Here is a 24,600-nt window from a genome sequence, read left to right on the forward strand (position 1 = left end):
GGCGGCAAGGGAACAGATTACAGTCAAAGTGTAATCTGGATCACAATATCAAGATTGATACACCTCTGGGCGCAAGACACCGATGAACGGCAGATTGCGATAGCGTTCAGCGTAATCAAGGCCATAGCCAACCACGAAGGCATTGGGAATATTGAAACCAATATAATCGACCGGCACATCGGCCGTGCGCCGTTCTGGTTTGTTGAGCAAGGTACAAATTCGCAAACTGGCCGGATTGCGGCGCAAGAGTTGCGAGCGTAGATAGGCAAGCGTTAGCCCACTATCGATAATATCTTCGACAAGCAATACATGGCGATGCGAGATGTCGGTATCGAGGTCTTTGATCAACCGAACGACACCCGATGATTCGGTGCTGGCGCCGTAGCTGGCAACTGCAATGAAATCGATTGCTAGCGGCAGATCGATAGCGCGGGCCAGATCAACCATGAACATGGCACACCCTTTAAGCACCCCAACCAGTAACAGATCATTGAGGTGGCGGTAATCGGCAGTTATTTCGGCAGCCAACTCGGTCACACGTTGCTTAAGCCGCTCTTCGTCGATCAAGACGTAATCGATGTCTTGGCGCATATCCCTTTTACTCCTGTGTTGCCTCAATCGGATGAACTATTCCAATCCACATTGTAGCCTGATTCGGATCGGAGGAGGCAATGTCGGCAGCAACCCGTAATCCTGTCACCCAGAGAATCTGGTCGTGTGCATCAACGAGGAGCGGCCATCGATCACGCAGACTACGCGGCACCCGTAGATCAACAAACAGATCTTGTAAACGACGACGCCCCGGTGCGCCAGACGGTCGCATGCGATCCCCAGGCCGTCGTGTCCGCAGCCGTAAGGGGCCAGATGGTCGTGCAATAAACCCTAACCACCAGCGGTCTGGCTGTGGCGGGGGATCAGGCTGCACGATACACTGCCAGCCATTCGCCAGCATCACTACCCCACATTCGGGCAACGTTACCGGAGCTTCTAACTGTGGAACACGCTGATACACCGCCCCAGCATGTTGCAGCGTAACAGTTCGTTGATCGCACACCAGCCAGACCTGCGCCGTCAGTTGCATCTGCCGACCAGCCCGCGCATTGATCAGATGGATTGCGGTGTCCATTTGCGCCAGACTCGGTTCTTCAGCCCTCAGCTCGGCAATTGCCCGCCGCAGGGCATACCGGCGCAGCGCCGGGTGCAACGAGCGTAAGGCAGCGCGATCAAAGATGATTAGGTCAGACTGCTGCTCAACGATCAGCATCGGCCACTGCGCTGCAAGCGCCTGTTGGATGAAGTCATAGTCTTCGGCGCAGATGCGAGCTGTACGGTTCAGCGCAGCTACAATTTGCGGATTTTCAGCCGCAAGCTGCGGAAGTAGGTGATGCCGAACCCGTGCTCGCACGTAGTGAAGATTGCGATTCGTCGGATCGTCACGGGGTGTTAGATGATGCGTTGCACAGTAGGCTGCCAGGGCTGACCGACTGATCGTGAGTAACGGACGGAGCAACGGCGGACCATGCGACGGTACACGACCGACACCAATCAGCGGTGCTGCCCACTCACTCCATTCTACCCGCGTTCGCATACCACGTAATCCAGCCGGACCGGCGCCACGCAGGAGGTGCATCAACACCGTTTCTGCCTGATCGTCAGCCTGATGAGCAACAAGTACAGCATCGACCTGCTCGGCCAGGGCGGTAGCAGCGAGAAAGGTATACCGAGCCGTCCGCGCCTCAGCCGGTGTTGTCCCCGACGGAAGGCGAGCGTTGTCGATGATCGCCCGGAGCCCCCACGCTGCTGCAACAGAAGCGACAAAATCGGCATCTGCGGCCGACTCGGCCCCGCGCAGACCGTGGTCGAGATGAGCAACAATCGGTATCGGCCCACCGGTAGCACGCAGGATGGAGAGCATATGCAAGAGCGCCAGCGAATCGCTGCCCCCCGACACTGCAACCAATACCCGATTGGTGGGCTGACCAACACCCTCAACAAGCAAGAACTGATGCAACTGGTCGAGCATAGCACCACACGATGAACGGAAACGCCGGTGAGCAATTGCTCACCGGCGACTGGTGCCGGAGGCGGGATTCGAACCCGCGACCTAACGATTATGAGCCGTTTGCTCTACCGCTGAGCTACCCCGGCACGGCATTCAAGTGTACCACTGGAGGGCGAATTCGTCAAGAGATTCGTTAGGGTAATTAGGGATTCAACGTTTTCACCCTACCTGGCAGAGGTGAGGAGAGGAGTTAACGAAAGATGCGAGTGCTCAATCCATCGTGCGGAGGTGTGTAGCCTGCCGTTTCAACGAACGTCTGAAACAAGACTTTCGTTGACTCGCCCATCATGCTATTTCCACGTGACAGGAATGGATTTACCCCTTGCAAGCGGGGTGGCTTGGGGTTGATAGTGGGTTAAGCGATGTATTCCGACCATGCGTCGCAGATGTGAGCTAGAAAACCACACTTCGAGGTAAACGATACGAGTCGAGAATCAGCATAACCTGATGTTCGTCTATGGTATCTCCATTCTTATAGCTCATAGACCGTTCATTCGATCAAAAACTGAGAACTTTGAAAAACCCTCTCTAAGAATAGGCTTGACAGAGGTTCTTGCACAAGATAAAGTTACGTTGAGACACGTACCGATGAAGAGTTTTCCTTCCGGCAGCGCAGAAATCTGGTCGAGAGATCATTTGTGTGGTAGCGACAAAAAGCGGTTTTCGACTAACATCCGGTTCGATTGAGACATACGTGATGAAACAATCCTCTACCATTACCGAACGAGAAGTAGCAGCCGATCTGGCAGCGGAACTGGATCGTATCATTCAGGACGGCGGAACTCCTTTTGAAAAAGCTACTGTTGAACATCGTGCTGGCGGTTTATACCCGGATATTACGATCTGGACTGCCTATCAGCGTGTAAAGCAGGCTTTTGCTTTCTGGGAACTGAAGCCGCCTAGTCGGAAGGAAGACCTCTCCAGACTTCCTTCCAAAGCTCATGCACTGGGCGCCCGTTATGTTGTGGTCTGGAATTTTCAGAACGGCGAACTCTACGAAGTAGCAGGGAAAACACTTCGCTCAGTCAAATCCTATCCTGTGCCGGTGCTGAATTCACTAGAAGAATGGGCTGTCGTGCCCAAGCGCACCGCGGCTGTCGAGCAAGCCAGAAACATTCTGGATGACCTGGCTCGTCTGAAACGCGGGGAAAGCCTGATGCCCTTCGTTCCGGATAAGTTCTACTTCATCGGCATTTTGGAGAAGGCCATTCATCGCCTGGTTACTGTATTGCAGGAGCACATCGTCCAGCAGAAGAAGGATCTCAAGAAACGCAACCATCTGGATCGATGGGCAGTGAAGCAGGGATACCCTACCGGCTTAACAGACCTGGACGCACTGCTGGCTCGCCACTGGGCATATTCCCTGGCAGTGCGAATCCTGTTTTACTTCACAGTACGCCGCAATAATCCGGGATTGCCCGACTTACGTCCCGACACCACACAACCTATTGCCGACGTGCTTCGGGATGCGTTCTCCAAAGCACAGGCAGTAGACTGGCAGGCTGTCTTTGAACCTTCTCCACTGGATGAACTTGGACTTCCCACCAACACAGAGTCTATCTTACGCGAACTTCTCGAGGATTTTCGCCGCTATGACTTTGGCCTGCTCAAGGAAGATGTCATCGGCCAGATTATGGAAGGGTTGATCCCCGAGGAGGAACGCCATGCGCTCGGTCAGTATTTCACCCGTGAGGACCTGGTAGATTTCATCATTGGCTTCGTGGCCCATCAGGATCAGGCTCACTACGTGGATCCCACCTGTGGATCGGGTACCTTCCTGAACCGCCTCTACAGTCGCATACGCTGGCTTTCCGGCTATCAGGCTAAGCACTGCGAAATCCTAGAAAGGCTATGGGGATTTGACGTTGCCCACTTCCCAGCCGAGTTAGCAACGATCAATCTCTTCCGACAGGACGTGAGGGACAGGAACAATTTCCCGCGCATTGTTGTGAGCGACTTCTTTCAGGTTCAGCCCGGAAAAACCTTTTCATTCCCTCCGCCAAAAGCGACAGACGATAAAAAAATTCCGATTGATCTCCCCCTTTTTGATGGCATGGTCGGTAATTTTCCGTATATCCGCCAGGAACTGATTGAACGTCAGATCGAGGGATACAAAACGTCCATCGTCCAGGCCATTGCCTGGGAATGGTTATGGAAGGATCCAAACCTTTTTACTGTGAAAGGCATTCGGGATGTAGAACTCCAACGCATGGCACATGATGGATCGAGGCGTCAAGAATGGCTTCAGAAACAGATCGAAGATGGACGGATCGCTCTCCGTCTATCCGGTCAGGCTGACATCTATGCCTATCTCTTCTACCACGCTGCGGCTCTTCTGAAAGAGGGCGGGCGTATGGGGATCGTGACCTCAAACGCCTGGCTGGATGTGGCATACGGCGTAGAACTCAAGCACTTTTTCCTGAACCATTTCAAGATTGTTGCGATTGTCGCTTCCTGGTGCGAACCCTGGTTTGAGGATGCTGCTATCAACACGGCCTTCGTTATCCTGGAGCGCCGTGAAGATGCCGAACAACGTAACAGCAATATCGTCCGCTTCGTGAAGGTGAAAAAGCCGCTGGCTGAACTCCTGCCCCAGGACCTGCTTCTGCGTGAGGCGGAACGCTGGCAGAAGGTGGATGCCCTGGTGCGGGTCATTGAGACTGCTGATGCCCGTATAACCGCCTGGGATCCGACAACCGGCCAGGTACAATCTCTCTGTGGCATTCACACGGTGGAAACCGACGCATTTCGCATCCGCCTGGTACCGCAGGCTGAGCTGGAGGCGGAACTCACGACGAAAGGCGAAACAGCCAAATGGGGACTTTACATCCGCGCGCCTCAGGTCTATTTTGACATTCTGGCGCGGGCTGGCGACAAACTTGTCCCCTTGAGCCAGGTGGCTAAGGTGCGTTTTGGCATCAAAACCGGCATCAACGACTTCTTCTACCTGGAGCCGTTGGGATCGGGAAGCGCCCCTGGCACGCTGCGGGTGAAAAACGCACGGGGCTGGGAAGGGGAAATCGAGGAGGAATGCCTGCGTCCGGTCATCAAGAGTCCGAAAGAAGCCGCCGGTCTGGTGGTGGAGCCGCAAAAGCTTCGCTATCGCCTGTTTCTGCCGCCTGTTGATCCATCGTTGCCCGATCCGCACCAGGAACTTCAGGACAGGTATCCATTGGCGTATGAATATGTGAAATGGGGTGAACAGCAACACACCCCGCAGGGTCAATCCTGGTCTCACGTGCCCAGTGTGAAGGGAAGAAAGGCATGGTGGCTGCTTGGTGAGCGGAAGCCTGCTTCGTTCCTCACCATGGGTTTTATCGACCGACGTTTTTTCATTTTGGAAAATGCCGGAGTACTGGCCAGCGATGTTATGTTTGAGTGGGATTTCAGCGATTCAAGCATGTTTGAATTAAGCATGTCTCTGGTAAATAGCACCCTGACCTATCTTTTGCTCGAAATGCTTGGAAGGCAAAATCTCGGTGATGGTGTATTGAAGATCATCGGTCCTGAGCTTAGTGCCCTTCTTATACCTGATCCTTCCAAAATCTGTGAGGCTAATCGAGGAAAAATAGTCAAAGAGTACAAAAAATTAAAAAAGCGAGCAGTTATGCAAATTGACCTGGAAGTCAAACAAAAAGACCGTCGAGCGCTAGACGAAGCGGTTCTTGCAGCACTGGGTTTAGAACCTGACCGGTACTTGCCGGACATCTACGAGGGATTGGTAGAGATGGTGAAAGAGCGGCTGGCGCTGCCTGGTTTACGCGCTGCGCGCCAGAAGCGGGAAAAAGGCCTGAGCCTGGAACAGATCAAAGAGAAAATTCGTCGAGAAGGACTCTCTGGCGGTCTGAAGCCAATCACCGCCTTCCTGCCTGCTGGTCGTCCGAAGATGATGGATGTTGCGCTTACCGGTCGACCGGTATCCTGGAGAGACTTTTTCGGAGAATATACGCTGCTCGATGCAAGTGATAACGAGGTGGGGAAATTCCAGGGAAACGAACAGCAGGCGCGTTATATCGTTTACGCTGCGAGACCAGGACAGTACATGGTCGACGTGCCTGTCGATCCCATCATCATCAGCAAGGCGGTACAGGCATACGAGCAGTATCTGCGCGAGACGGCTCAAACGCTGCTCCAGCGAGCGCTGGAGGCTACGCGCGACCATCGGCAGGCCAGGTGCATCGTGCGAGAAATGTTAGAATCTCTCAATCTCCCACCGCTGGCAGTCAGTGAGGCCATGCGATAAACTCCGGGCGAGGCATTCCCTGCCCGGTATCCACTCGTAACAACAGAAGAGCAGGCAAAGAGGTATGAATATCTGGAAGCAAGATAACGGAGGTTGAGCGATGAAAAACATCCATCTCTCTCCTGAATGTATTGCGGCATTCTGCCAGAAGCACGGCATCCGGCGGCTGGCGGTCTTCGGTTCAGCGTTACGGGACGACTTCAGGCCGGATAGTGATGATGAAAAACATCCATCTCTCTCCTGAATGTATTGCGGCATTCTGCCAGAAGCACGGCATCCGGCGGCTGGCGGTCTTCGGTTCAGCGTTACGGGACGACTTCAGGCCGGATAGTGATGTGGATATTCTGGTCGAGTTCGAGCCAGACCGCATTCCTACCCTCTTTGATATTGCTGGCCTGGAACAGGAACTCTCGATGCTGTTGGGAGGACGAACAGTTGACCTGCGCACGTCAGAGGATCTCAGTCCGTATTTCCGGAGTCAAGTCATCGCTGAAGCAGAGGTACAGTATGCAGCGGAATGATTCTGATCCGACTTCAGCACATGCTTGATGCCGCTCGCGAGGCCGTAGGATTTATTCGCCACCGTAACCGGGGTGATCTGGATCATGATCGTCAGCTTACGTGGGCATTGGTCAAAGCTATCGAGATCATCGGAGAGGCTGCTTACCAGATACGTCCGCAATCCAGAGCAGCGCTGCCCGACTTGCCCTGGAACAAGATTGTCGGTATGCGGCACCGTCTCGTCCATGCTTATTTCGACATCAATCTGGACATCCTCTGGAAAACTGTGCAGGAAGGACTGCCACCACTTATTGCTGAGATTGAGAAGTACATCTCTACAAATGATGCGTAGAGGTGAGTGCATGCATTACATGATAGACGAGCAAACCCTACAAAAAATTGTTTGGTGTAGCAGCGGTACAGCTCAGCGTGCGATCATGTTCGGACGATGGAACGCACGACATCGGTTCTGGTATGGACATCGGATGACAGGGTACAATGCCGTACCAAAGGATACGGAGCGATAAACACTCTTGACCCTTCCTCTCTCACAATGAAAGAGGAAGGGTAAGAATTTTTCAGACGTACTCAGATGATGAATATGAGCGATGAAAGTGGAGATAGATAACAGCGCAGCAATGAATCAACACTGCTCACTCCAAATAATCGCGCAAATGCTGACCAACCTCTGGGCTACGCAACCGTCGTAGCGCTTCGGCTTCGATCTGCCGTGCCCGTTCACGGGTCATACCGAGTGCTCGGCCAACTTCTTCCAGCGTTCGACGGCGACCGTCCAGGAGACCGTAGCGCAAATCGATAATTCGCCGTTCGCGGTCGTTGAGCTGGTCGAGAGCTGCCCAGAGATCACGACGCAGCAGCTTTTGCGCCGCTATTTCACTGGGTGTAGGCAGTCCTTCGTCGGTCAGAAAGTCGCCCAGCGTATGCTCACCATCATCACCGACCGGTGTTTCGAGTGAAACCGGTCGCCGTGCTGCTTCGAGGATACGCTCAATCCGTTCGACCGGCTGACCAAGCGCCATCGCAATCTCTTCTGCGGTGGGTTGGCGTTCGAGCGACTGAGCCAGACGCTCGGCGATCCGCTTCACCTGACCAACCGACTCGCTCATATGCACCGGTAGCCGGATTGTGCGCCCTTGCTCGGCTAGTGCTCGCGTTACCGCCTGGCGTATCCACCACGTGGCATACGTGCTGAAGCGATTACCTTTGTGGTAATCAAACTTCTCAACTGCCCGCATCAACCCAATATTTCCTTCCTGGATCAGATCGAGCAGGGCCAGACCACGACCAACATACTTCTTGGCAATACTGACTACCAGACGCAAATTCGCCTGAATTAAATGGCGACGCGCCTCTTGACCACGCTGAACGGCCTGAAGTAATTCGTAGCGTTCCTGGGGGGTCAGATCAACGGCACTGTTCAGACGTGCTTCTGCCTCATTCCCACGCTCGATCTGTTCAGCTAACTCCACCTCTTCAGCAGCGGTTAGTAACGCAACACGCCCAATCTCTTGCAAATAGTGTTGCACCGCATCGAGTGTCGGTTCTGCCCGATCAATATCACTCAGATCGGGAGAAAACAGTGACTCTTCGTGCCCAAAACTTTCATCGTGCTCGTGGGTGTAGAGCGTTATCTCTTCTTTTTCCCAGCTTGATGGTCGACGCTTGAGCATTGGCGGGCACTCCTGCTTAACTATGCAACCAAAGGGACAAATAGCAAGTTTCTCCGCCGTTGCGGAGACGCCACCAGAGGCACCCAGCACGTAACGAAACGGGGTAACGTGTGAGGTGTGAACCGTCGAGGATGTGACGGTTTACGCTGTTACATCTAATAACAGCATTTGTTAGTATACGAGCAATAACACAATTTGTCAAGTACTTTGCACACCATTTGTTCACCTGAAGGTTAGCCCAGTTCGCTGATCCGAAGCGCTACTTCAGCAGCCACGCGAGTGTTGTTGCGCAACAAGGCGATGTTGGTTTCAATACTCTCACCAACCGTCTCTTCCGCCATTGCTGCGAGCAGGAAAGGGGTTACTGACGGCCCACGCACGCCCTCGGCCTCAGCCCGCGCTAACGCCCGCTCAATTGCAGCCTCGATCACGTCACGGTCAAGCGCATATTGGGCCGGTGGTGGCACACAGAGTACCATACCACCTGGGGCAGCAAAGGCACTGTAGCGGCGTTGGATACGCCACATCCGTGCGGCAGTCAACGCATTATCAGCCACTGCGGCTACCGGCAGGCCACTCTGAGGGGTGTAGAAAGCGGGGAACTCGGAGGTTTGGTAGCCAACGACCGGTACCCCATGGGTTTCCAGGTATTCGAGGGTGGCCGGGAGATCGAGGATCGCCTTGGCACCGGCACAGACCACCAACACCGGCGTGCGACTCAGTTCGGTCAGATCAGCGCTGACATCCCAGCTATGAATCGCACCACGATGAACGCCACCGATCCCACCTGTTGCAAAGACTTCAATACCGGCAGCCGCAGCCAGCGCCATGGTCGCTGCAACGGTCGTTGCGCCGTCGGCGTGATCTACAATAGCTGCTCCGATGTCGCGCCGACTCAACTTCCGTACTCGTTCACCACCTGCGGCCAGTCGCTCCAGTTCATTCCCATTCAACCCGATGACCGGCACCCCTTCAATCAGCCCAATCGTTGCCGGCACGGCACCCGCTGCCCGAACTTCAGCTTCCAACCCCTCGGCAACGGCCAGATTGTGTGGATAGGGTAAGCCGTGACTGATGAGAGTACTTTCAAGTGCAACAACGGCACGGCCCTCTTCGAGAGCAGTAGAGACTTCTTCGGCAATGCGCAACATACACAGTTCTCCTCTTGTACCTTCCGCAGGCATAAACGCTCGATGGCGCGACGTTTTACACATCTGGAACAATTGCCCCATCGCGATTGATCTGGAACGCTGTGATGCCGTGTTGTCTGGCTTGCAGCAGATCGGTTGGGCCTGGATCGGCCAGCGCGATGGAAACCTTGATTCCGCTGCGCCGAATGGTCAGCAGGATCGCTAGAATACGCGCATTGAGTGAACTGGTAATCAGCACCAATGTTCCACCACGACTCAGGGCCAGATTATCTGAGAGCATATGATCGATTGGCGCACCGTCGGTTGCCGGTTCGATTCGTCCCAGTCTGAGCAGGATTTCACGCAGATGCTCGACACCGGCTGCTGGCGCCAGTGTCGCCACAGGCTGGCGGAGCAGCGGATCATAACCGTTGCTCTGAAAACCAACCGGCTGACGCCGATAGATTAAGGCAGCGGCTAGTGAAGCAGCCGCAACGACCGCACGCTCACGATTGTTATACGAAAATCGACCGGGGTATTCGCTTTCCATGAAGGCCAGCACGATCAGCGTTTCACGAGCGACCACTGGTGCCAGTTCGCGAACCTGAAGCTCACCCACACGAGCACTGGTCTTCCAATCAATACGCCGCGGCGGATCACCTGTCTGGTATTGACGCACCCCAATCTTCTGCGCCGGATCGTCGAACAGGCTCAGGTGATAACGCTCCTGACTATAAGGCAACGCATTTGGTAGATAAAACGACTGGAACGGTAGCACCATTGGCACGATAGTCAGCGGAGTTTGTTGCGGTTCGCCAAGCTGCACTTCGTTGATCGCGAACACCGAACCAACCCACATCTTGAGCGGTCCGAGCCAATACAAACCACGCTGCCGCCCCTGTATCGGGTAGCGGAGTGTGCACTGTTGACCCGGACGTAAGCTAACGACCCATTGCCGACGCGGCATCTCACTCAGACTGGCAGGAATGTCTTCGCGCACAATCAGGTATGGTAGGGGTAACCATCCACGGTAGACAATCCGTAGCACGACATCTGCCTGCTCAGCGGGTGCCAATGCCGAGGGTACGGATCGTTGCCACGAAATCTGGTTGCGCACAAAGCGCGGCCAGGCCCAGCCTGTCACTTGAACACCGATCAAAGCGGATACCACCATCCCGATGATCAAATTCGGATCGAGTATCATCCAGACGATGGCAATGATGGTTATCGAGCGGAGCAGCGTCATAGCCGACCTACATGCGGAAGACACCAAAGCGGGTCGGCTGTACTGGAGCCTCGGCTGCCGCTGCCAGACCGAGTGCCAATACCCGCCTGGTCTCTATCGGATCTATCACCCCATCGTCCCACAAACGGGCACTGGCATAGTACGGATGTCCCTCCTGTTCATACTTAGCCAAAATCGGTGCCATAAAGCGCTCTTGCTCTTCGGGAGTCATATCTTGACCACGGGCACGCAGATTGTCACGCCGGATAGTCAGCAGCACGTTTGCCGCCTGCATTCCCCCCATTACACTGATACGAGCGTTAGGCCACATCCAGAGCTGACGCGGTTGGTAGGCGCGCCCACACATACCGTAATTTCCGGCGCCGAAACTCCCTCCGATAATGACGGTAAATTTTGGTACGTTTGCGCAACTCACTGCGGTCACAAGTTTCGCACCATCTTTGGCGATCCCGCCATTTTCATACTGCTTGCCAACCATGAAGCCGGTGATATTCTGCAAAAAGACCAACGGAATACTGCGGGCACAACACAACTCGATGAAATGAGCACCCTTCAGCGCACTTTCGCTGAATAGAATACCATTATTGGCCAGAATCCCAACCGGAAATCCTTCAATGTGGGCAAAACCACACACGAGCGTTGTACCATAACGCGCTTTGAACTCATGGAAACGACTGCCGTCTACAATGCGCGCAATCACCTCACGAACATCGTAGCTCTGACGAAAATCGCGGGGTAGAATTCCATAAATCTCACGTGGATCGTAGCGCGGCGGTTCCGGATCACGGAGTTCCCATTGTGCACGCTGACGCGGCCCCAAATGAGCGACAATATCGCGCACAATTGCCAATGCTTCACGGTCATCGTTGGCAAAATAGTCGGCGACACCAGAGATACGAGTATGAACATCAGCCCCACCTAGCTCTTCGGCAGTGACCTCCTCTCCGGTAGCGGCCTTGACCAGCGGTGGCCCACCTAAAAAGATGGTACCGTTACCCTTCACAATCACCACTTCATCGCTCATCGCCGGTACGTAGGCACCACCAGCGGTACAACTGCCCATCACGCAGGCAATTTGGGGAATGCCCTCGGCTGACATCTGGGCCTGGTTGTAGAAAATTCGCCCAAAGTGGTCGCGGTCGGGAAAGACTTCGCTTTGCAGCGGCAGATAGGCGCCGCCGCTATCGACCAGATAAATGCACGGCAACCGATTTTCCCGCGCAATCTCCTGTGCGCGTAAATGCTTCTTGACGGTAAGCGGAAAGTACGTACCGCCCTTGACGGTCGCATCATTAGCAATGATCATCACCGGTCGACCGGCCACCTGACCAATACCACAAACAATACCAGCCGATGGAACTTCTTCATCGTAAACCTTATACGCAGCCAGCGCCCCAATTTCAAGAAATGCACTATCAGGGTCAATCAGTGTATCAATGCGGTCACGCACGAAGAGCTTGCCTCGTTCTTCGTGACGCCGACGCTGCTCGGCGCCACCACCCTGGCGTATCTCAGCCAGCCGTGCACGTAAGTCGGCGGCTAACGCCTGATGATAAGCGAAATTGGCCTGAAAATCAGGACTGTTGGTTTGAATGTGCGAATGAATGATCGACATAGTATGCTCTCCGACGACTACAATAGATTCTTCAGCTCTTCGGCAAGCTTGCGCGTCATCCCAGGAACGGCAGCAATTTCATCGATACTGGCCCGCCGAATACCCTCTATCGAACCGAACGCCTTGAGCAGCGCTCGCTTCCGTTTTGGCCCGATCCCTGGAATATCTTCGAGTGGTGAACGAAGCGCAGCTTTGCTACGCAATTTGCGATGATACGTGATCGCAAAGCGATGTGCTTCTTCATCAATCCGCTGGATCAGCGCCAGAGCCTTACTATCGCGGGCCAGCACGATCGGTTCGCACCCTATACGCACCAGATCAAACCGGTTACGATCAGGGCCTTTAGCAACACCAACTACTGGAATCTGGTCAAAACCGAGTTCCTGTAGCGCGGCAACAGCAGCCGCAACCTGTCCCTGTCCACCATCGACCAACAACAGATCGGGCAACTCGGCCCAGCGTTCTAGTGCCTGTTGATCGGTACTGGATGCTTCACCGGTCGAGGTTTCTTCTTCGACGGCAAGCTGCTGCTCACCTAATGCTTCGGCTGCCCGGCGGAAACGCCGACTGATTACTTCGCGCAGTGAAGCCACATCGTTTGCCCCACTCACGGTCTTGATCTTAAAACGGCGGTAATAAGCAGGACGCGGTTCGCCGTGCTCGAACACTACCATACTGGCCACTGAATGCTGTCCCTGAGTATTTGAGACATCGTAGCACTCGATCCGACGGGGTAGAGCAGGCAATTCAAGCAGATCACGCAGCTCACTCAGCGCAGCAACGGCTCGCTGTTCAGAATTGAGCCACTGCTCGCGAATTTCGCGCAACTTCTGGCGGGCATTATTCGCCGCCATTTCCACCAACTGCCGCTTCTCACCGCGCCGTGGAACGGTAATTTCGACGCGATGACCACTCTTTTGTTGCAGCCACGAAGCGATAATCAACGGTTCTTCGATATGCTCAGCGAGCAGTAAACTAGGTGGAACGGTTGGCGCATTCTGGTAGAATTGGGTAATGAACGAAGCGAGCAATGCCTCATCGCTTTCGCCTTCTGTGCCTTGCAGCGTAAATGGCTCGGCGTTAATCAGCTTCCCGCCGCGAATGAAGAGCACCTGCACGACGGCACTCCCGTCTTCGCGGGCAAAGGCAATCACATCCTGATCGGTATCTACGGTGCGCAACACCTGCTGACGTTCCGATATCTTCTCGATTGCCTGTATCCGATCACGCAGATAGGCCGCTCGCTCGAACTCCAATTGTTCGGCGGCTTGCTCCATTTGCGCACGTAATTCGCGCACGATCTGATCACTCTTGCCTTCGAGGAAGCGACAAACAGCGTCAATCGCCTGCCGATAGGCTTCTTTTGTCACCAGACCAGGTACACACGGCCCTAGACAACGGCGCATCTGGTAGTAGAGGCATGGCTTTCCTTGCTTGCGATGGCGGTTGAATTTATCGTCTTTGCACTCGTAGGGTGGCCGGAATGCGAACAGCCGATTAAGAATATCGAGTGCCTGGTAGACTGAACCGGCACTGGCGTAGGGGCCAAAATAACGTGCGCCATCATTCAGCACCTGACGAGTCGCAAACACCCGTGGCCACTCTTCGTTGACCGTGACCTTGATGTACGGATATGTTTTATCATCTTTGAGCAGAATGTTATACGGCGGCCGGTGCTGTTTAATCAAGTTCATTTCCAGCAACAGCGCCTCTAACTCGCTCTGAGTGACAATAATTTCAAAATCGGCAATATGACTGACTAACCGTCGGGTTTTGCCATTCAGACTACGCGGCGAGCCAAAATACGAGCGCATGCGGTCGCGCAGGCGTTTACTCTTGCCCACATACAGTAAACGACCCTGTGCGTCTTTCCAGAGATAGACGCCCGGCTGATCGGGAACTAAGCGGAGCCGCTCAAGAAAAGCGGCATGATCGCGTACAGCAGTGTGACTGAGATCCATAGTGCCTAGTATAACATTCCTGTTCGCTTGTTCAGCTATTATTCATCTTAATGGTATATTGTCAACAGCGAGGGGGGAAGTAAGCACGCAGGATGGGCTGCAATCGTATGGAGTATGCCTATCCTGCGTATTCTTTGTAAATAGACGAGCCTGCCCTATTCCCTTGACTCACTGACTACTGACGGTAAAAGACATGGTATATTCACTGCAATGAAACATCACATACAGGTATCGCCTATGACAACGACACTCTCATCAGCACGCACCAAATCGAAACAGCAGCCACGCTTGCGCTATTCGCTCCGCTGGATCGGGGCTGGTCTGGCCGGGAGTATGCTGGCCGGTATTGCCAGTTTCTACGGCGGTTTACCGATTGCAATGACCCTGGCCGGAGCAGGCGTGGTCAGCGCCGGCTATGCCCTGGCTATCGAACCTCGCCGCGTACAGTTAAACATCCATGAACTACGCTTTCCCAACCTTCCTGTCGGTCTCGACGGTTTAACTATCGGCCAATTGAGTGATCTACATCTGGGGCATCGCTACAGTTTGACCAACGCTCATCAGGCAATCGAACAATTACGCTCTGCTCAACCAGAGATCATCGTATTAACCGGTGATTTGGTGCATCGTCGATCAGCTATCTCTCATCTGCCTGAGGTCTTGAAACGCTTGCAAGCTCCATTCGGTATCTACGCCGTCCCCGGCAATCATGACTATTGGGAAGGTATGCCGTATATCACAACCATCCTGCGTGACCACAATGTCCAGTTATTGCTCAACCGACACCGCATTATCGAGCGTAACGGTGCTCGGCTGTTACTGGCCGGAGTAGATGATCACTGGGATGGTCGTCCTGATCTGAAGCTGGCGCTCGGTGGCGCCACAGAACACGATTTTCGCCTGTTGCTCGCCCATTGCCCGGATATTGCCGACGAAGCGGCAGCAGCCGGTTTCGATGTCCAACTCTCTGGTCACACGCACGGCGGGCACGTGCGCTTTCCCGGACTCGGGCCACTCTGTCTTCCCCGTCATGGCTGGTGCTACGATATGGGACATTTCCGGGTCGGCCGAATGCAGCTATTTGTGAGTCGCGGTGTTGGCGGCCTACCGCTACGTTTTGGCTGTCCACCGGAAGTCAGCCTGTTCCGGTTGCGTCGTGTCGTCGATGAAACTGGCGATGAATAAAGCGCCACATCGCCCACACCCGACGGTCGAGCCGTAAGAGCCACAAACCGACGATGAGCAGTGGGAGAGCAGGCCAGAGATCGATTAACGCGGTACCGTGGCGAAAAGCGGGTAGATTGGCGATCAACCAGATACATAACGCGCCAAGGTATCCGAAGAAGCCGGCCTTGATCCCAATCAATAGGGCCAGGGTGAGGAGCGCTAACGGCAAACCGGCCGGGTGTCTGGGAATATAACCGAACAACAACGGCACCACTAACAGGGCAACACCGAGCGAGGCCAGGGCAATCGCTAGATTGCGCCGCAGCCCGGTAGGTTGCTCGAACAGTGGTTCATCACGGTATGGCTGTGGCAACGGTGGTGTCAGATCGTTCAAGTTCCCCGGCGGTGCAAAATCGTAGTATTGAGCCTGCCAGGCCAAAACAAGCCCTTCTCGTGCTGCCTGATCGGCCAACGCTGCTAGTTCGGGTAAAGCGGCGAGAGGCGGTGGTAAGGAAGGGAGATCGGCCGGTGCGGCTGGCAAGTAGACAGCCAGATCAGGGCTAATTGCTACCCGCTGCCGAACATAGAGTGCGCAGAGTAACCCATAAACCTGCCGTGCCCGGTAGGGATCGATAAGCATCGCATCCCGCAATGTCAGCGAGCCAAGAGCACGCTGAATCCAGGCCGTCAAGAGTTCGTCTAATAAGGCACGTCCCTCTGGGTCAAGCATAGCATCGAAATCACCGGCGCGCAGGCGGGCACGTACCGCTTCAGGTGACTGGGTACGGATCAGTTCGATCACGCAGGCCCGATCATAGCTTACAATAGCCGGTTGGATCATAGGTACACCGGAAGATGATACTTGAAACAGTCAGTACGTATGTGATATTCGCGCTTTGGTAAGATATTGTGTCAACCTGACGAACATGTTGCACGATGCAGGGTACCGATTCACAGCGAGATCCAACCCGCTGTGTGTTCTGCCACGTATTCGTGCGCACATCCCACGCACTAACAGTTTATCCCATACTACACGCAGCTAGCAACCGTTCGGGACGACCCCGATACTCGTTCCAAGACAACTCACCACGGGCAATACCGCCTAGAACACGCCACAAACCGGCATTCACCGGCGCACTCAGATTATGCCCGGTTGCGGCGGCGGCTACCGCGCCGTAGAGAAACTCACCCTCAGAGCGCGAACGTCCGGCGCGTAGATCGCGGAGGAGGGAAGGGTCTTTGCCTCCCCGTCCTCCTGCAACACGCTGCCGTAAGATTGGATCAAGGATCAACGACGGCACCCAGCGAATGCCGAAGGCCAGCAGGGCTGCCGGATAACGGGGTAAGTTGACCGGCTTTATCCCGAGGTGTTGCATCACCATCAACGCCTCACGCACGGCTGCCCGCTCAAGGGCAATCAGGCGCCGATCGGCATAGACCTGGGTAACTGACCAGTCAAGGATAGCAGCCGTAGCATTCCCCAGCATATTCAGGAGCGCTTTCGACCACTTCATCGCCCGGTAATCGGCGTAGCACCGAACGATAAAACCGGCCTTGCGCAACACTGACTCGGCCAGTGTGAGATTACTAGCACTGCCTACCGGCGCCAGCCCAATGCCTCCTGCTTTTGTCACCGTAATCGTTGTGGGGCCGGTAGCGTCAACCGAAGTCGTAATTGCCCCGGCAATGACGCGGTCGGCCCCGAAGGCTTGCGCCAGTATCTCTTCATTCCCAAGCCCATTTTGCAAGGTCAGAATAGCGGTTGGATTGAGATCGCGCAGGGTGGGAATTGCACCATTAGTGTCGTAACCCTTGACACACAGCATTGCCAGTGCCGGTTGCTGAAACGCTGATGGAAGATCGGTCGCCGTACTGGCAACAGTTAAGCCACTGAGTGTACACGCACCAATTCCGTTGACCTGCAACGGGTTCGCCCGCAATGCCGCTACTCCGTTTGGTCGTGTCAACAAAGCAACCGGTAGCGGATTACCAGCTTGAGACAGACGTGAGAGCAACAATAACCCGATGGCGCCACCACCGACAATGACAATTGCCATGAAATCCTCCTCACAAAGCCGATTATTCTTAGTATAGCTGAATATGAGGTTTTTACGGCATCGTGTCGCAGCTCGTCAGAAGTGTTTAACATCTTCAATGTTCGGTCGTACCCAGCAATGCGTGTCTTGCACATACTCACAGGAATCCTCTGATCAGCACCATTTGCCTGAGCGCGCTCTGGTACTCTCTGCACCCAGAAAGGGCGGGGAGTGATAAACATTCCGCCCCTTCTGCAATCGTTCCATTCTCAAGACCAGATGGAGTGTAATTTGTGGTAGCATACTATTGCAGGATTCGATACATAACAGGAAGTGGATCACTATGACAAACCCACCACAAGTAGGCGATCTGGCTCCAGACTTTACGCTTCCGAATGAGGCGGGCGAACTGGTTTCGCTCAGTCAGTTTCGCGGAAAGCGGGTTATTCTGTACTTCTACCCAAAAGATGACACACCTGGATGCACGTCGCAGGCCTGTGGCTTCCGCGATTCGTACCCCATCATCACAGAGAAGAATGCAGTCGTTATCGGTATCAGCCCGGATTCGACCAAATCCCACGCGAAATTTAAGACCAAACACCATTTGCCTTTCATCTTGCTCGCCGATGAACAGCATAGCGTGGCCGAGGCGTATGGTGTATGGGGTGAAAAGTCGATGATGGGTAAGAAGTATATGGGAATCATCCGCTCTCACTTTGTTATCGACGAATCAGGTCGGATTGTACAGGCTGAGATAAAAGTCAGTCCTGCTGATAGTGTCAAACGTGCGCTTGCAGCGTTGGGATAGTGTTATAGCTGGCGCAGCAAAACATCTTGGGGCGAACGGGCAGTAGTAATCGTTTTCATATCGATGCCCAGGGTGGTGATGGTCTGCGCCATCGCTGGTGAGATACCGGTAATCACCGCCTCGCAGCCGATCAGGCGCAATGCCTGCACGGTTTGCAGCAAACCCTGGGCAGCCATTGTGTCGAAGGTTGGCACACCGGCAACGTCAATCACAACCTGTCTGACCCGACGATCACTGACGACAGCCAGCAGTCGCTTCAACAAGGTATCAGCACGTTGCTGATCGAGCTGACCAACAATCGGCGCCAGTAGAACGTGATCACCGATCTCAACGGTGGGTGTTTCGAGTGATTGAACTAAGTTACGCAGCATCTGCTCCGTTTGCTGGAGTTGCGCAGTCTGTTGTTCTAGGACTTGGGTATGCTCCTCAGCCTGGCGAGCGTGTAAGCGTGCCCGTGCTGCCTCAGCCGTAGCCTGATTGGCAAGCACCTCAAGCTGTCTGATCAGGTAATAGGTTGGAACCAGGGTCAGCGTAAGGATAGCGACGTACAGGCTAATGGAACCGGCCCAATCTTCAATGGTATCCTGTACCATTAGCACTTCTGGGGCAACAAACGGTACATTCCCGGTTACATAGATCACTGCCGCGCCTATCATTACGAGCAGCGACGATACAAACCCGATAAGACCACCAGGTATATCAAAGTAAATCAGCGCAAGCGTAATAACACCAATCCAAAGCAGACGACCACTTCCTGTCAGCCCAAAGGTAATCGTGAGAAATGTAGCAGTACCGCCCAAAACGATCAGCAGAATGAGGGCACGAATGGTGACATTCAACCGGTGCAGGATAGCCGCAGCTCCAATGGCGAGGTACGAAAGGGTGTATACCCCAATGTAGGGAAACGCTCGCTCGCCCATCGTATTGTAATCTGACAACGATCCGGTTATCAACGCAATACCACCGAGTACCACAATTGCCCACAGCAAATTATTCAGAATCTGCACGCGCCATTCCTGCACAATTCTACTACCTTGTTTTGGAGCATTTGTGGTAGATAACTGCGCGTTATCCATGGGTATTTCCTGATCGTGTTCGCAAAACTTCTCTGGCGCCTTGATATTGTAGTGTCTTGAGAATAACTTATGACTTCCACTGCAAAAAGGTGATCTTTCCACCACAGAGACCACGGCGATCTCAGAGACTAAAGATAATTTTATCTTTCATTGAACATAGGGTTGTGAACATTTTTCTTCCATGCGCCCAATGGCCAAAAATGATCCTTTTATTTATAAACCTTACACGCTCTGTGTACTCTGTGTGCTCCGTGGTGAGTTTTTGCAGTGCACTCACTTGTTTTATTGTAACACTACTTATGAAATCTTTCATCACGCAACCTTTGTCTAGTGCCAATCCGAATATCGTGTCGTCACGTCCACGACGGATGAACCCTATCCGCTCCCACACGATGGACGACCAACCTAGCGCCGACGGAATCCCACCCACCGACGCATCGACCTGACCACGCTACCCGACCCGTATCGCGGCCATCGTACCGGCGGATAGGGGTGCAGCGGATGCATCTGCGACCGGTGTTATATGGATAGCGGTGCATCGCGTTGGCCTCCCGCGTGGTGACCGCTGCGTCCTACCCTAGCACGTTAGCCGTCGGCACATCCTAACATCACTGCGGTCGCATCGGTACAGAGAGGGGCAACCGATGCTGACCGTCATGTTCTGGAATGAGAATGTTTTAGAGAGGCTTTTAACATACCTAGGGGCGCAGGTCTTTGGCCGGCATAGCTACCGTTGAAACGGGAAGCTGCGCACCTCCGCACAGGTTGCGAGCAGTTTCTTCTCTCTTTCTCTTTCCGCTCCCCTCGCTAACGCACCTCGTTCGGAGAGAATGAAGGCGTTGATCAAGATTTACACGTCTGCTAAACAACCTCACGGTTCAGCAATCCCTACGAGATAGCCGTCACGCAACTGCAACAGAAGATACTCACCTTGTTCGATAATAGGAGCTACCAGGTGCTGATAGAGATGATAAGCAACAGCATCGACAATCGTGACCGTCTGACCATTCGTGGCGATGAAGGTGAACGGTTGCCCCCATTCAGCCACTGCGCGCACAAACGCATACGCTCGCTGCACCGTCCAGTCGGCGGTAACGATAAAATCCTGCGGCCGTGGCGATGGGAAAAAGCTCCCATCGCCTAGCTGTGGACGTGGTTGCCAGGCCGGATCGGCAAGGTTTTGCAAGGCTATGGGAAGCATCTGCACTGCCCAAGAACCTGCCAGGGCTTCGATGGTGGAAAGTCGCTCGCCAATCGGCAGATCAAACCAGTGTTGGAGCACAATTGGGCCGTGGTCAAGCAGTTCATCCATTAGGTGAAGCGTCATTGCAGTACGAGTCCAGCCTTGCCGTAAAGCCCAAAAGAGCGGTTCTGGCCCACGCAATTCGGGGAGCGGTGATGGATGGAGATTTAGCCAGCCAATCCTGGGTACAGTGAGGAGTGCTGATGGGATACGCCACGGCCAGCATGCAACCACTGCCAGATCAACCCGTTGCTGACGCAACTGTTCACTCAGCGCCAACACTGCATTACGGCGAACCGCATAGCGTGGAATACCAGCCTGATCGGCGACAGCGGTAACCGTCGGCGGCGCAAGAACCATGGTCTTTGCCCGCGCATCTGCGGTCGGCAACGTGCTGAGGGTAGGTGTGCCCGGCGGCGCAGTATAGAACAGTCCAACAATTTCAACTGATAACCTCAGCAGCCCTTGCAAGACCGTCAGCGCCATCGGGCCTGGCATTGCAAACATCACAAGGCGCATAGTCACTCACTGCTTTCAGGTATAATAGATATGGTATCGTCAATTGCACGAGTGAAAGAAAAACATATGGCACGCATGGTCAAATGTGTCAAACTTGGGCGCGAATTGCCAGGCCTCGATCAGCCGCCGTTTCCTGGGCCACTCGGTCAACGCATCTACGAACAGGTATCAGCACAGGCGTGGCGTATGTGGCCGCAGCAGGCAACACTGATTATTAATCATTACGGCCTTAGTTTAGGTGATCCGAACGCACAGCGCATCCTGATGCAGGCGATGGAAGAGTTCTTTTTTGGCGAGAATGCCCAGATGCCTGAAGGATGGACACCGCCAACATCGGCACCGGCGAAGGGTGGCCCACGGCGTAAGTGATCAGACTCGTTTGCTAAACAGTGCTGTGATCATTTAAAGTTATCCGGCAACCGGTTGTAGTTCAATTGCCGGTACAATCGTAAACCGCAGGCAAGCATGAGCAGCGCGGAGCGCTGTTTCGACAGTCTCCGGATCAGAACCACGGGCGAAGATAAAGCCGAGATAGCTGTCCCCTTCTGGAAGCGGAACCAGCGGGTAGTTCAGAGGGGCAGTTATTTCGACGGCTTCAATGCCAGGAATAGCACGTGCTTCATCCACACCATCAACCGCACGTAGTATCCCTGCCTGCGGAATAGGGATCATCATAACCCCACCTGCCCGACCTTCCCGACTAAGGGTGTCAATCGGTAAGCCAGCAGTCTGCCGCAAAATCAACTCTTCCAGCGTTGCATCGGTACCAAAGCGTAACGTGCGCGAACATAGACCGCCGATGCTCCGATTCGCCAACTCAATCATCCACGGCCCACGTTCATTTATGCGAAGTTCGGCGTGGAGTGGGCCGCGCTCTAAACCAACTGCCCGCGCCGCCGATACCGTAACCGTGCGAATAGCGGCCTGGATCGCTTCAGGCAACCGTGAAGGTGTGACGTAGATAGTCTCTTCAAAAAATGGCCCGTCTAGCGGATCGGGCTTGTCGAAGAGTGCCAACACTTGCAGGTTGCCGTTGTCAATCAACCCTTCCAGGGCAACTTCGAAGCCCGGTATAAAATCTTCAACCAAGAATTCATGCCCGCCTGTCCCTTCAATCCGATCCAACAGCGCATTCAGGCGGCGTACCGCTGCCACAAACTGGCGCGGATTGTCAGCCCGGATAACACCACGACTGCCGTTGAGGCGTAACGGCTTGACGACACAGGGGAACGTGACTGTCTGGGCCAGCGTCGTGAGATCATCAGTGGTAGAGCAGAGTCGAAAAGCAGGCGACGGTACACCAGCGCGGGCAAAGAGTTGCCGCATGAGGTGCTTGTCACGGGCGGCTGCGGCTGCTTCTGGTCGATTAAACGGTAGGCCCAATTCGGCACATGCTATGGCGGCCAGCTCAACCCCACTATCATCAACCGGTACAATCGCAGTCAGCGGTTTAACCTCGTGCAGATCGCGAATCGCCTTCAACGCTGCTTCCCGATCACGAAAATCGATCAACAGGCGTGTCGGGAGCGGGCGGATCAACTCTGAAGGTGTGTCTTCGGCTACCGTGACCTGAACGGCAATCCGCCCAGCAGCAGCTAAGAAAGCCGGTAGGCGGTACGAAGATGGGGTTGTCAGCAACAGGAGATGGGGCTGCATAACCACCTCGATGAGAAAGTTCTGGTCATTGCCGTATACGCTCACCCTGCTACAAGAAGGTTGTTATCAATTGGTTACCAGATGGCTCAGCGCAGCAATACCATGGTTCACTCAAGCGTGGGATCGGTGTTGGTTCTGGTAACACGATTGGGCGCTCACCCGGGCCAATAATCTGATCGCAGAGATCAAGCAAGCGTTGGTAAAAACTGCTGCGTGACGCGCCGCACTGTTCACTCGCTTGCGCCAACGCCATCACCTGACGCTGCAATTCATCCATTGCCGGATCAGGATGTTGCCAGGGGTAAGCCAGAGCTACGGGATCAAATGGCGCTATCAACTCTTGCACGTCGGGTAATTCGAGCAACCGCGAGCCTGCCGGTATGAGTAAACGCAGGCCATACTGTACCGGTGCGACACTCTCGATCAGACCAAATTCGGCGATACCAAGCAGCAACTCTCGATAAAGCTGCCGGGTTGTCCAGGGAGTGAAGGCGACAAATGTAGCGTTCAAGGCAATATCGTGCGCACGCAGCAATTCAACGGCACGGACAACATCGGCCCGCGTATGACGCTTGGCAAGCCGCGCTAAAATTGCATCATCGAGCGCCTCAACTGCGCTGACCACCATAATGCAACCGGTTGCGCGCAGTTCTGGGAGCAGATGTGCGTAACGCAAGATATGCTCTATCTTGATGGTTACATCATACGTAACATCGGGAAACTCAGCGTGCATAGCCCTGACAATCGGTAACACATGACTAGGACCATTCAGAAAATCCGGATCGCCAAAGGTGATATGGCGAGCGCCGGCTGCGACCTGAGCGCGAATGTCGGCGAGAACCGTTGAGCGAGGGACGACCCGGAAACGACCATTATAGACCGGAACGACCGGACAGTGACGGCAAAGATGCTTGCAGCCACGAGTTGCTTCCGTATAACCGGCATAGCGCATCTCGGTGGCCGTGATCAGGGTTGCATAGCGATTGAGGGGCGGCAAGTCACTCCGATCAGGTGGAATGAGATCAAGGCGATGCAGCGCTATTGTATCAATAGCTGGTGGCCGCTCACCGGCAGCTAGGCGTTGCCAGATGGCAGTCAGCACCGCTTCGACTTCGCCACCAAGACAACAATCAGCACCCGCGGCCCGCAGCATATTCGCGTTAAGTGGTGCATATAGACCGTAACAGACGATAAATGCTTCCGGTGCAGTGGCGCGCAGGCGTGGTAAGAGGGTCAATGCCAGACGAGTAGCGGTGTGCATCGGCACCGAAATCCCAATAAGGCCGGCATTGGCGACCATCGCTTCAGTCAATGGCGTGACACTGACATCTACACAAGTGACACTAGCTCCTGCCCGACGTAACCAGGCGGCTGGTGATGCCAGACTCAGTGGTTGGTGACCGAGTTCGTAGGTTGAGATAAGCAAGACGTTCATAGAGATTATTGTACCGTAAGATTAGAAACCCATTATCTTGAGAAAGTCTCTCCTCACCACGGAGAGTTTAGGAGTGTGTTTGAGTATTGTCTATCTGGCAGTGATGATGAAGTGTAGGAACGCACGACCTGGAGTGCGACGGGTTTTATCCTCTCACCTCAAGACGTGGGCTAACGGCCCGCACTCTTCGGGCAATCAGGAGCATTTTTCA

Annotated in this window: 20 protein-coding genes and 1 tRNA gene; 7 read left to right on the plus strand and 14 right to left on the minus strand. The window is 54.2% G+C overall.

The genetic code is table 11. From position 1 onward, the window contains the following. Positions 1-48: 48 nt before the first annotated feature. The 3 genes from hpt to QTO31_RS01085 all read right to left on the minus strand — a co-directional run bounded on the left by hpt (position 49) and on the right by QTO31_RS01085 (position 2,148). A complete protein-coding gene (hpt, locus tag QTO31_RS01075) occupies positions 49-591 on the minus strand; it encodes a hypoxanthine phosphoribosyltransferase (RefSeq protein ID WP_031459349.1) in 543 nt (180 codons plus the stop codon). A gap of 7 nt (positions 592-598) precedes the next feature. Further along, entirely contained in the window at positions 599-2,023 is a 1,425-nt protein-coding gene (tilS, locus tag QTO31_RS01080; RefSeq protein ID WP_301427827.1) for a tRNA lysidine(34) synthetase TilS, read from the minus strand. A gap of 50 nt (positions 2,024-2,073) precedes the next feature. After that, positions 2,074-2,148: transfer RNA gene (locus QTO31_RS01085), tRNA-Met, on the minus strand. A 611-nt stretch (positions 2,149-2,759) separates the two neighbouring features. Here QTO31_RS01085 and QTO31_RS01090 point away from each other — a divergent pair. The 4 genes from QTO31_RS01090 to QTO31_RS01100 all read left to right on the plus strand — a co-directional run bounded on the left by QTO31_RS01090 (position 2,760) and on the right by QTO31_RS01100 (position 7,158). Next, positions 2,760-6,305: a class I SAM-dependent DNA methyltransferase gene (locus QTO31_RS01090; protein ID WP_301429426.1), complete on the plus strand. Its 3,546-nt coding sequence runs from the start codon at positions 2,760-2,762 to the stop codon at positions 6,303-6,305. Between the two features lie 100 nt (positions 6,306-6,405). Further along, positions 6,406-6,549 (plus strand): nucleotidyltransferase family protein, encoded by a 144-nt coding sequence (locus tag QTO31_RS19205; protein WP_367620606.1) that lies wholly within the window; start codon positions 6,406-6,408, stop codon positions 6,547-6,549. Continuing rightward, a complete protein-coding gene (locus QTO31_RS01095) occupies positions 6,524-6,826 on the plus strand; it encodes a nucleotidyltransferase family protein (protein ID WP_367620626.1) in 303 nt (100 codons plus the stop codon). The genes QTO31_RS19205 and QTO31_RS01095 overlap by 26 nt, the downstream gene beginning before the upstream one ends. Beyond that, positions 6,823-7,158, plus strand: coding sequence for a DUF86 domain-containing protein (locus QTO31_RS01100; protein WP_301427829.1), 336 nt, complete (start codon positions 6,823-6,825; stop codon positions 7,156-7,158). The genes QTO31_RS01095 and QTO31_RS01100 overlap by 4 nt, the downstream gene beginning before the upstream one ends. Before the next feature lie 301 nt (positions 7,159-7,459). Here QTO31_RS01100 and QTO31_RS01105 read toward each other — a convergent pair whose 3' ends face one another. From QTO31_RS01105 to uvrC, 5 genes are all read right to left on the minus strand, one after another. Then, positions 7,460-8,497, minus strand: a complete 1,038-nt coding sequence (locus QTO31_RS01105) for an RNA polymerase sigma factor RpoD/SigA (protein WP_031459340.1) — start codon at positions 8,495-8,497, stop codon at positions 7,460-7,462. 233 nt (positions 8,498-8,730) lie between these two features. After that, complete coding sequence (locus tag QTO31_RS01110) at positions 8,731-9,648, minus strand: pseudouridine-5'-phosphate glycosidase (protein WP_301427830.1); 918 nt, start codon at positions 9,646-9,648, stop codon at positions 8,731-8,733. Between the two features lie 55 nt (positions 9,649-9,703). Beyond that, complete coding sequence (locus tag QTO31_RS01115) at positions 9,704-10,873, minus strand: DUF58 domain-containing protein (RefSeq protein WP_301427831.1); 1,170 nt, start codon at positions 10,871-10,873, stop codon at positions 9,704-9,706. Between the two features lie 7 nt (positions 10,874-10,880). After that, positions 10,881-12,488, minus strand: a complete 1,608-nt coding sequence (locus QTO31_RS01120; protein ID WP_301427832.1) for a carboxyl transferase domain-containing protein — start codon at positions 12,486-12,488, stop codon at positions 10,881-10,883. 17 nt (positions 12,489-12,505) lie between these two features. Continuing rightward, positions 12,506-14,449: an excinuclease ABC subunit UvrC gene (uvrC, locus tag QTO31_RS01125; protein ID WP_301427833.1), complete on the minus strand. Its 1,944-nt coding sequence runs from the start codon at positions 14,447-14,449 to the stop codon at positions 12,506-12,508. A 237-nt stretch (positions 14,450-14,686) separates the two neighbouring features. On the opposite strand from uvrC, the gene QTO31_RS01130 reads away from it, so the two are divergent. Then, on the plus strand, positions 14,687-15,634 hold the full coding sequence (locus QTO31_RS01130) for a metallophosphoesterase (RefSeq protein ID WP_301427834.1): 948 nt from the start codon (positions 14,687-14,689) through the stop codon (positions 15,632-15,634). On the opposite strand, the gene QTO31_RS01135 is transcribed toward QTO31_RS01130, so the two are convergent. Beyond that, a complete protein-coding gene (locus tag QTO31_RS01135; RefSeq protein WP_301427835.1) occupies positions 15,585-16,457 on the minus strand; it encodes a hypothetical protein in 873 nt (290 codons plus the stop codon). The genes QTO31_RS01130 and QTO31_RS01135 overlap by 50 nt on opposite strands. Before the next feature lie 178 nt (positions 16,458-16,635). Next, on the minus strand, positions 16,636-17,673 hold the full coding sequence (locus tag QTO31_RS01140; RefSeq protein WP_301427836.1) for a ketopantoate reductase family protein: 1,038 nt from the start codon (positions 17,671-17,673) through the stop codon (positions 16,636-16,638). Between the two features lie 322 nt (positions 17,674-17,995). Here QTO31_RS01140 and bcp point away from each other — a divergent pair, with 322 nt between their 5' ends. Further along, a complete protein-coding gene (gene bcp, locus QTO31_RS01145) occupies positions 17,996-18,460 on the plus strand; it encodes a thioredoxin-dependent thiol peroxidase (protein ID WP_031460824.1) in 465 nt (154 codons plus the stop codon). 2 nt (positions 18,461-18,462) lie between these two features. Here the strand turns inward: bcp and QTO31_RS01150 are convergent, their stop codons facing one another. Both QTO31_RS01150 and QTO31_RS01155 read right to left on the minus strand, forming a co-directional pair. Further along, positions 18,463-19,482, minus strand: coding sequence for an STAS domain-containing protein (locus QTO31_RS01150; RefSeq protein WP_301427837.1), 1,020 nt, complete (start codon positions 19,480-19,482; stop codon positions 18,463-18,465). A 925-nt stretch (positions 19,483-20,407) separates the two neighbouring features. Further along, a complete protein-coding gene (locus tag QTO31_RS01155; RefSeq protein ID WP_301427838.1) occupies positions 20,408-21,298 on the minus strand; it encodes a methionyl-tRNA formyltransferase in 891 nt (296 codons plus the stop codon). Positions 21,299-21,364: 66 nt separating this feature from the next. On the opposite strand from QTO31_RS01155, the gene QTO31_RS01160 reads away from it, so the two are divergent. Continuing rightward, positions 21,365-21,667, plus strand: coding sequence for an oxidative damage protection protein (locus tag QTO31_RS01160; protein ID WP_031460821.1), 303 nt, complete (start codon positions 21,365-21,367; stop codon positions 21,665-21,667). Between the two features lie 39 nt (positions 21,668-21,706). Here QTO31_RS01160 and QTO31_RS01165 read toward each other — a convergent pair whose 3' ends face one another. Next, positions 21,707-22,954 carry an ATP-grasp domain-containing protein gene (locus tag QTO31_RS01165; protein ID WP_301427839.1) on the minus strand — a complete coding sequence of 416 codons (1,248 nt, stop codon included), beginning with the start codon at positions 22,952-22,954 and terminating at the stop codon, positions 21,707-21,709. A 49-nt stretch (positions 22,955-23,003) separates the two neighbouring features. Continuing rightward, positions 23,004-24,389, minus strand: coding sequence for a CUAEP/CCAEP-tail radical SAM (seleno)protein (locus QTO31_RS01170; RefSeq protein WP_301427840.1), 1,386 nt, complete (start codon positions 24,387-24,389; stop codon positions 23,004-23,006). Positions 24,390-24,600 lie beyond the last annotated feature (211 nt).

It is taken from the genome of Chloroflexus sp. MS-CIW-1 (genome assembly GCF_030444705.1).
GTDB lineage: Bacteria > Chloroflexota > Chloroflexia > Chloroflexales > Chloroflexaceae > Chloroflexus.

Coding starts and splice junctions, on each gene's coding strand:
- hpt (WP_031459349.1), bottom strand. CDS start 591: ATGCGCCAAGACATCGATTACGTCTTGATCGACGAAGAGCGGCTTAAG.
- tilS (WP_301427827.1), bottom strand. CDS start 2,023: ATGCTCGACCAGTTGCATCAGTTCTTGCTTGTTGAGGGTGTTGGTCAG.
- QTO31_RS01090 (WP_301429426.1), top strand. CDS start 2,760: ATGAAACAATCCTCTACCATTACCGAACGAGAAGTAGCAGCCGATCTG.
- QTO31_RS19205 (WP_367620606.1), top strand. CDS start 6,406: ATGAAAAACATCCATCTCTCTCCTGAATGTATTGCGGCATTCTGCCAG.
- QTO31_RS01095 (WP_367620626.1), top strand. CDS start 6,524: ATGAAAAACATCCATCTCTCTCCTGAATGTATTGCGGCATTCTGCCAG.
- QTO31_RS01100 (WP_301427829.1), top strand. CDS start 6,823: ATGATTCTGATCCGACTTCAGCACATGCTTGATGCCGCTCGCGAGGCC.
- QTO31_RS01105 (WP_031459340.1), bottom strand. CDS start 8,497: ATGCTCAAGCGTCGACCATCAAGCTGGGAAAAAGAAGAGATAACGCTC.
- QTO31_RS01110 (WP_301427830.1), bottom strand. CDS start 9,648: ATGTTGCGCATTGCCGAAGAAGTCTCTACTGCTCTCGAAGAGGGCCGT.
- QTO31_RS01115 (WP_301427831.1), bottom strand. CDS start 10,873: ATGACGCTGCTCCGCTCGATAACCATCATTGCCATCGTCTGGATGATA.
- QTO31_RS01120 (WP_301427832.1), bottom strand. CDS start 12,488: ATGTCGATCATTCATTCGCACATTCAAACCAACAGTCCTGATTTTCAG.
- uvrC (WP_301427833.1), bottom strand. CDS start 14,449: ATGGATCTCAGTCACACTGCTGTACGCGATCATGCCGCTTTTCTTGAG.
- QTO31_RS01130 (WP_301427834.1), top strand. CDS start 14,687: ATGACAACGACACTCTCATCAGCACGCACCAAATCGAAACAGCAGCCA.
- QTO31_RS01135 (WP_301427835.1), bottom strand. CDS start 16,457: ATGATCCAACCGGCTATTGTAAGCTATGATCGGGCCTGCGTGATCGAA.
- QTO31_RS01140 (WP_301427836.1), bottom strand. CDS start 17,673: ATGGCAATTGTCATTGTCGGTGGTGGCGCCATCGGGTTATTGTTGCTC.
- bcp (WP_031460824.1), top strand. CDS start 17,996: ATGACAAACCCACCACAAGTAGGCGATCTGGCTCCAGACTTTACGCTT.
- QTO31_RS01155 (WP_301427838.1), bottom strand. CDS start 21,298: ATGCGCCTTGTGATGTTTGCAATGCCAGGCCCGATGGCGCTGACGGTC.
- QTO31_RS01160 (WP_031460821.1), top strand. CDS start 21,365: ATGGCACGCATGGTCAAATGTGTCAAACTTGGGCGCGAATTGCCAGGC.
- QTO31_RS01165 (WP_301427839.1), bottom strand. CDS start 22,954: ATGCAGCCCCATCTCCTGTTGCTGACAACCCCATCTTCGTACCGCCTA.
- QTO31_RS01170 (WP_301427840.1), bottom strand. CDS start 24,389: ATGAACGTCTTGCTTATCTCAACCTACGAACTCGGTCACCAACCACTG.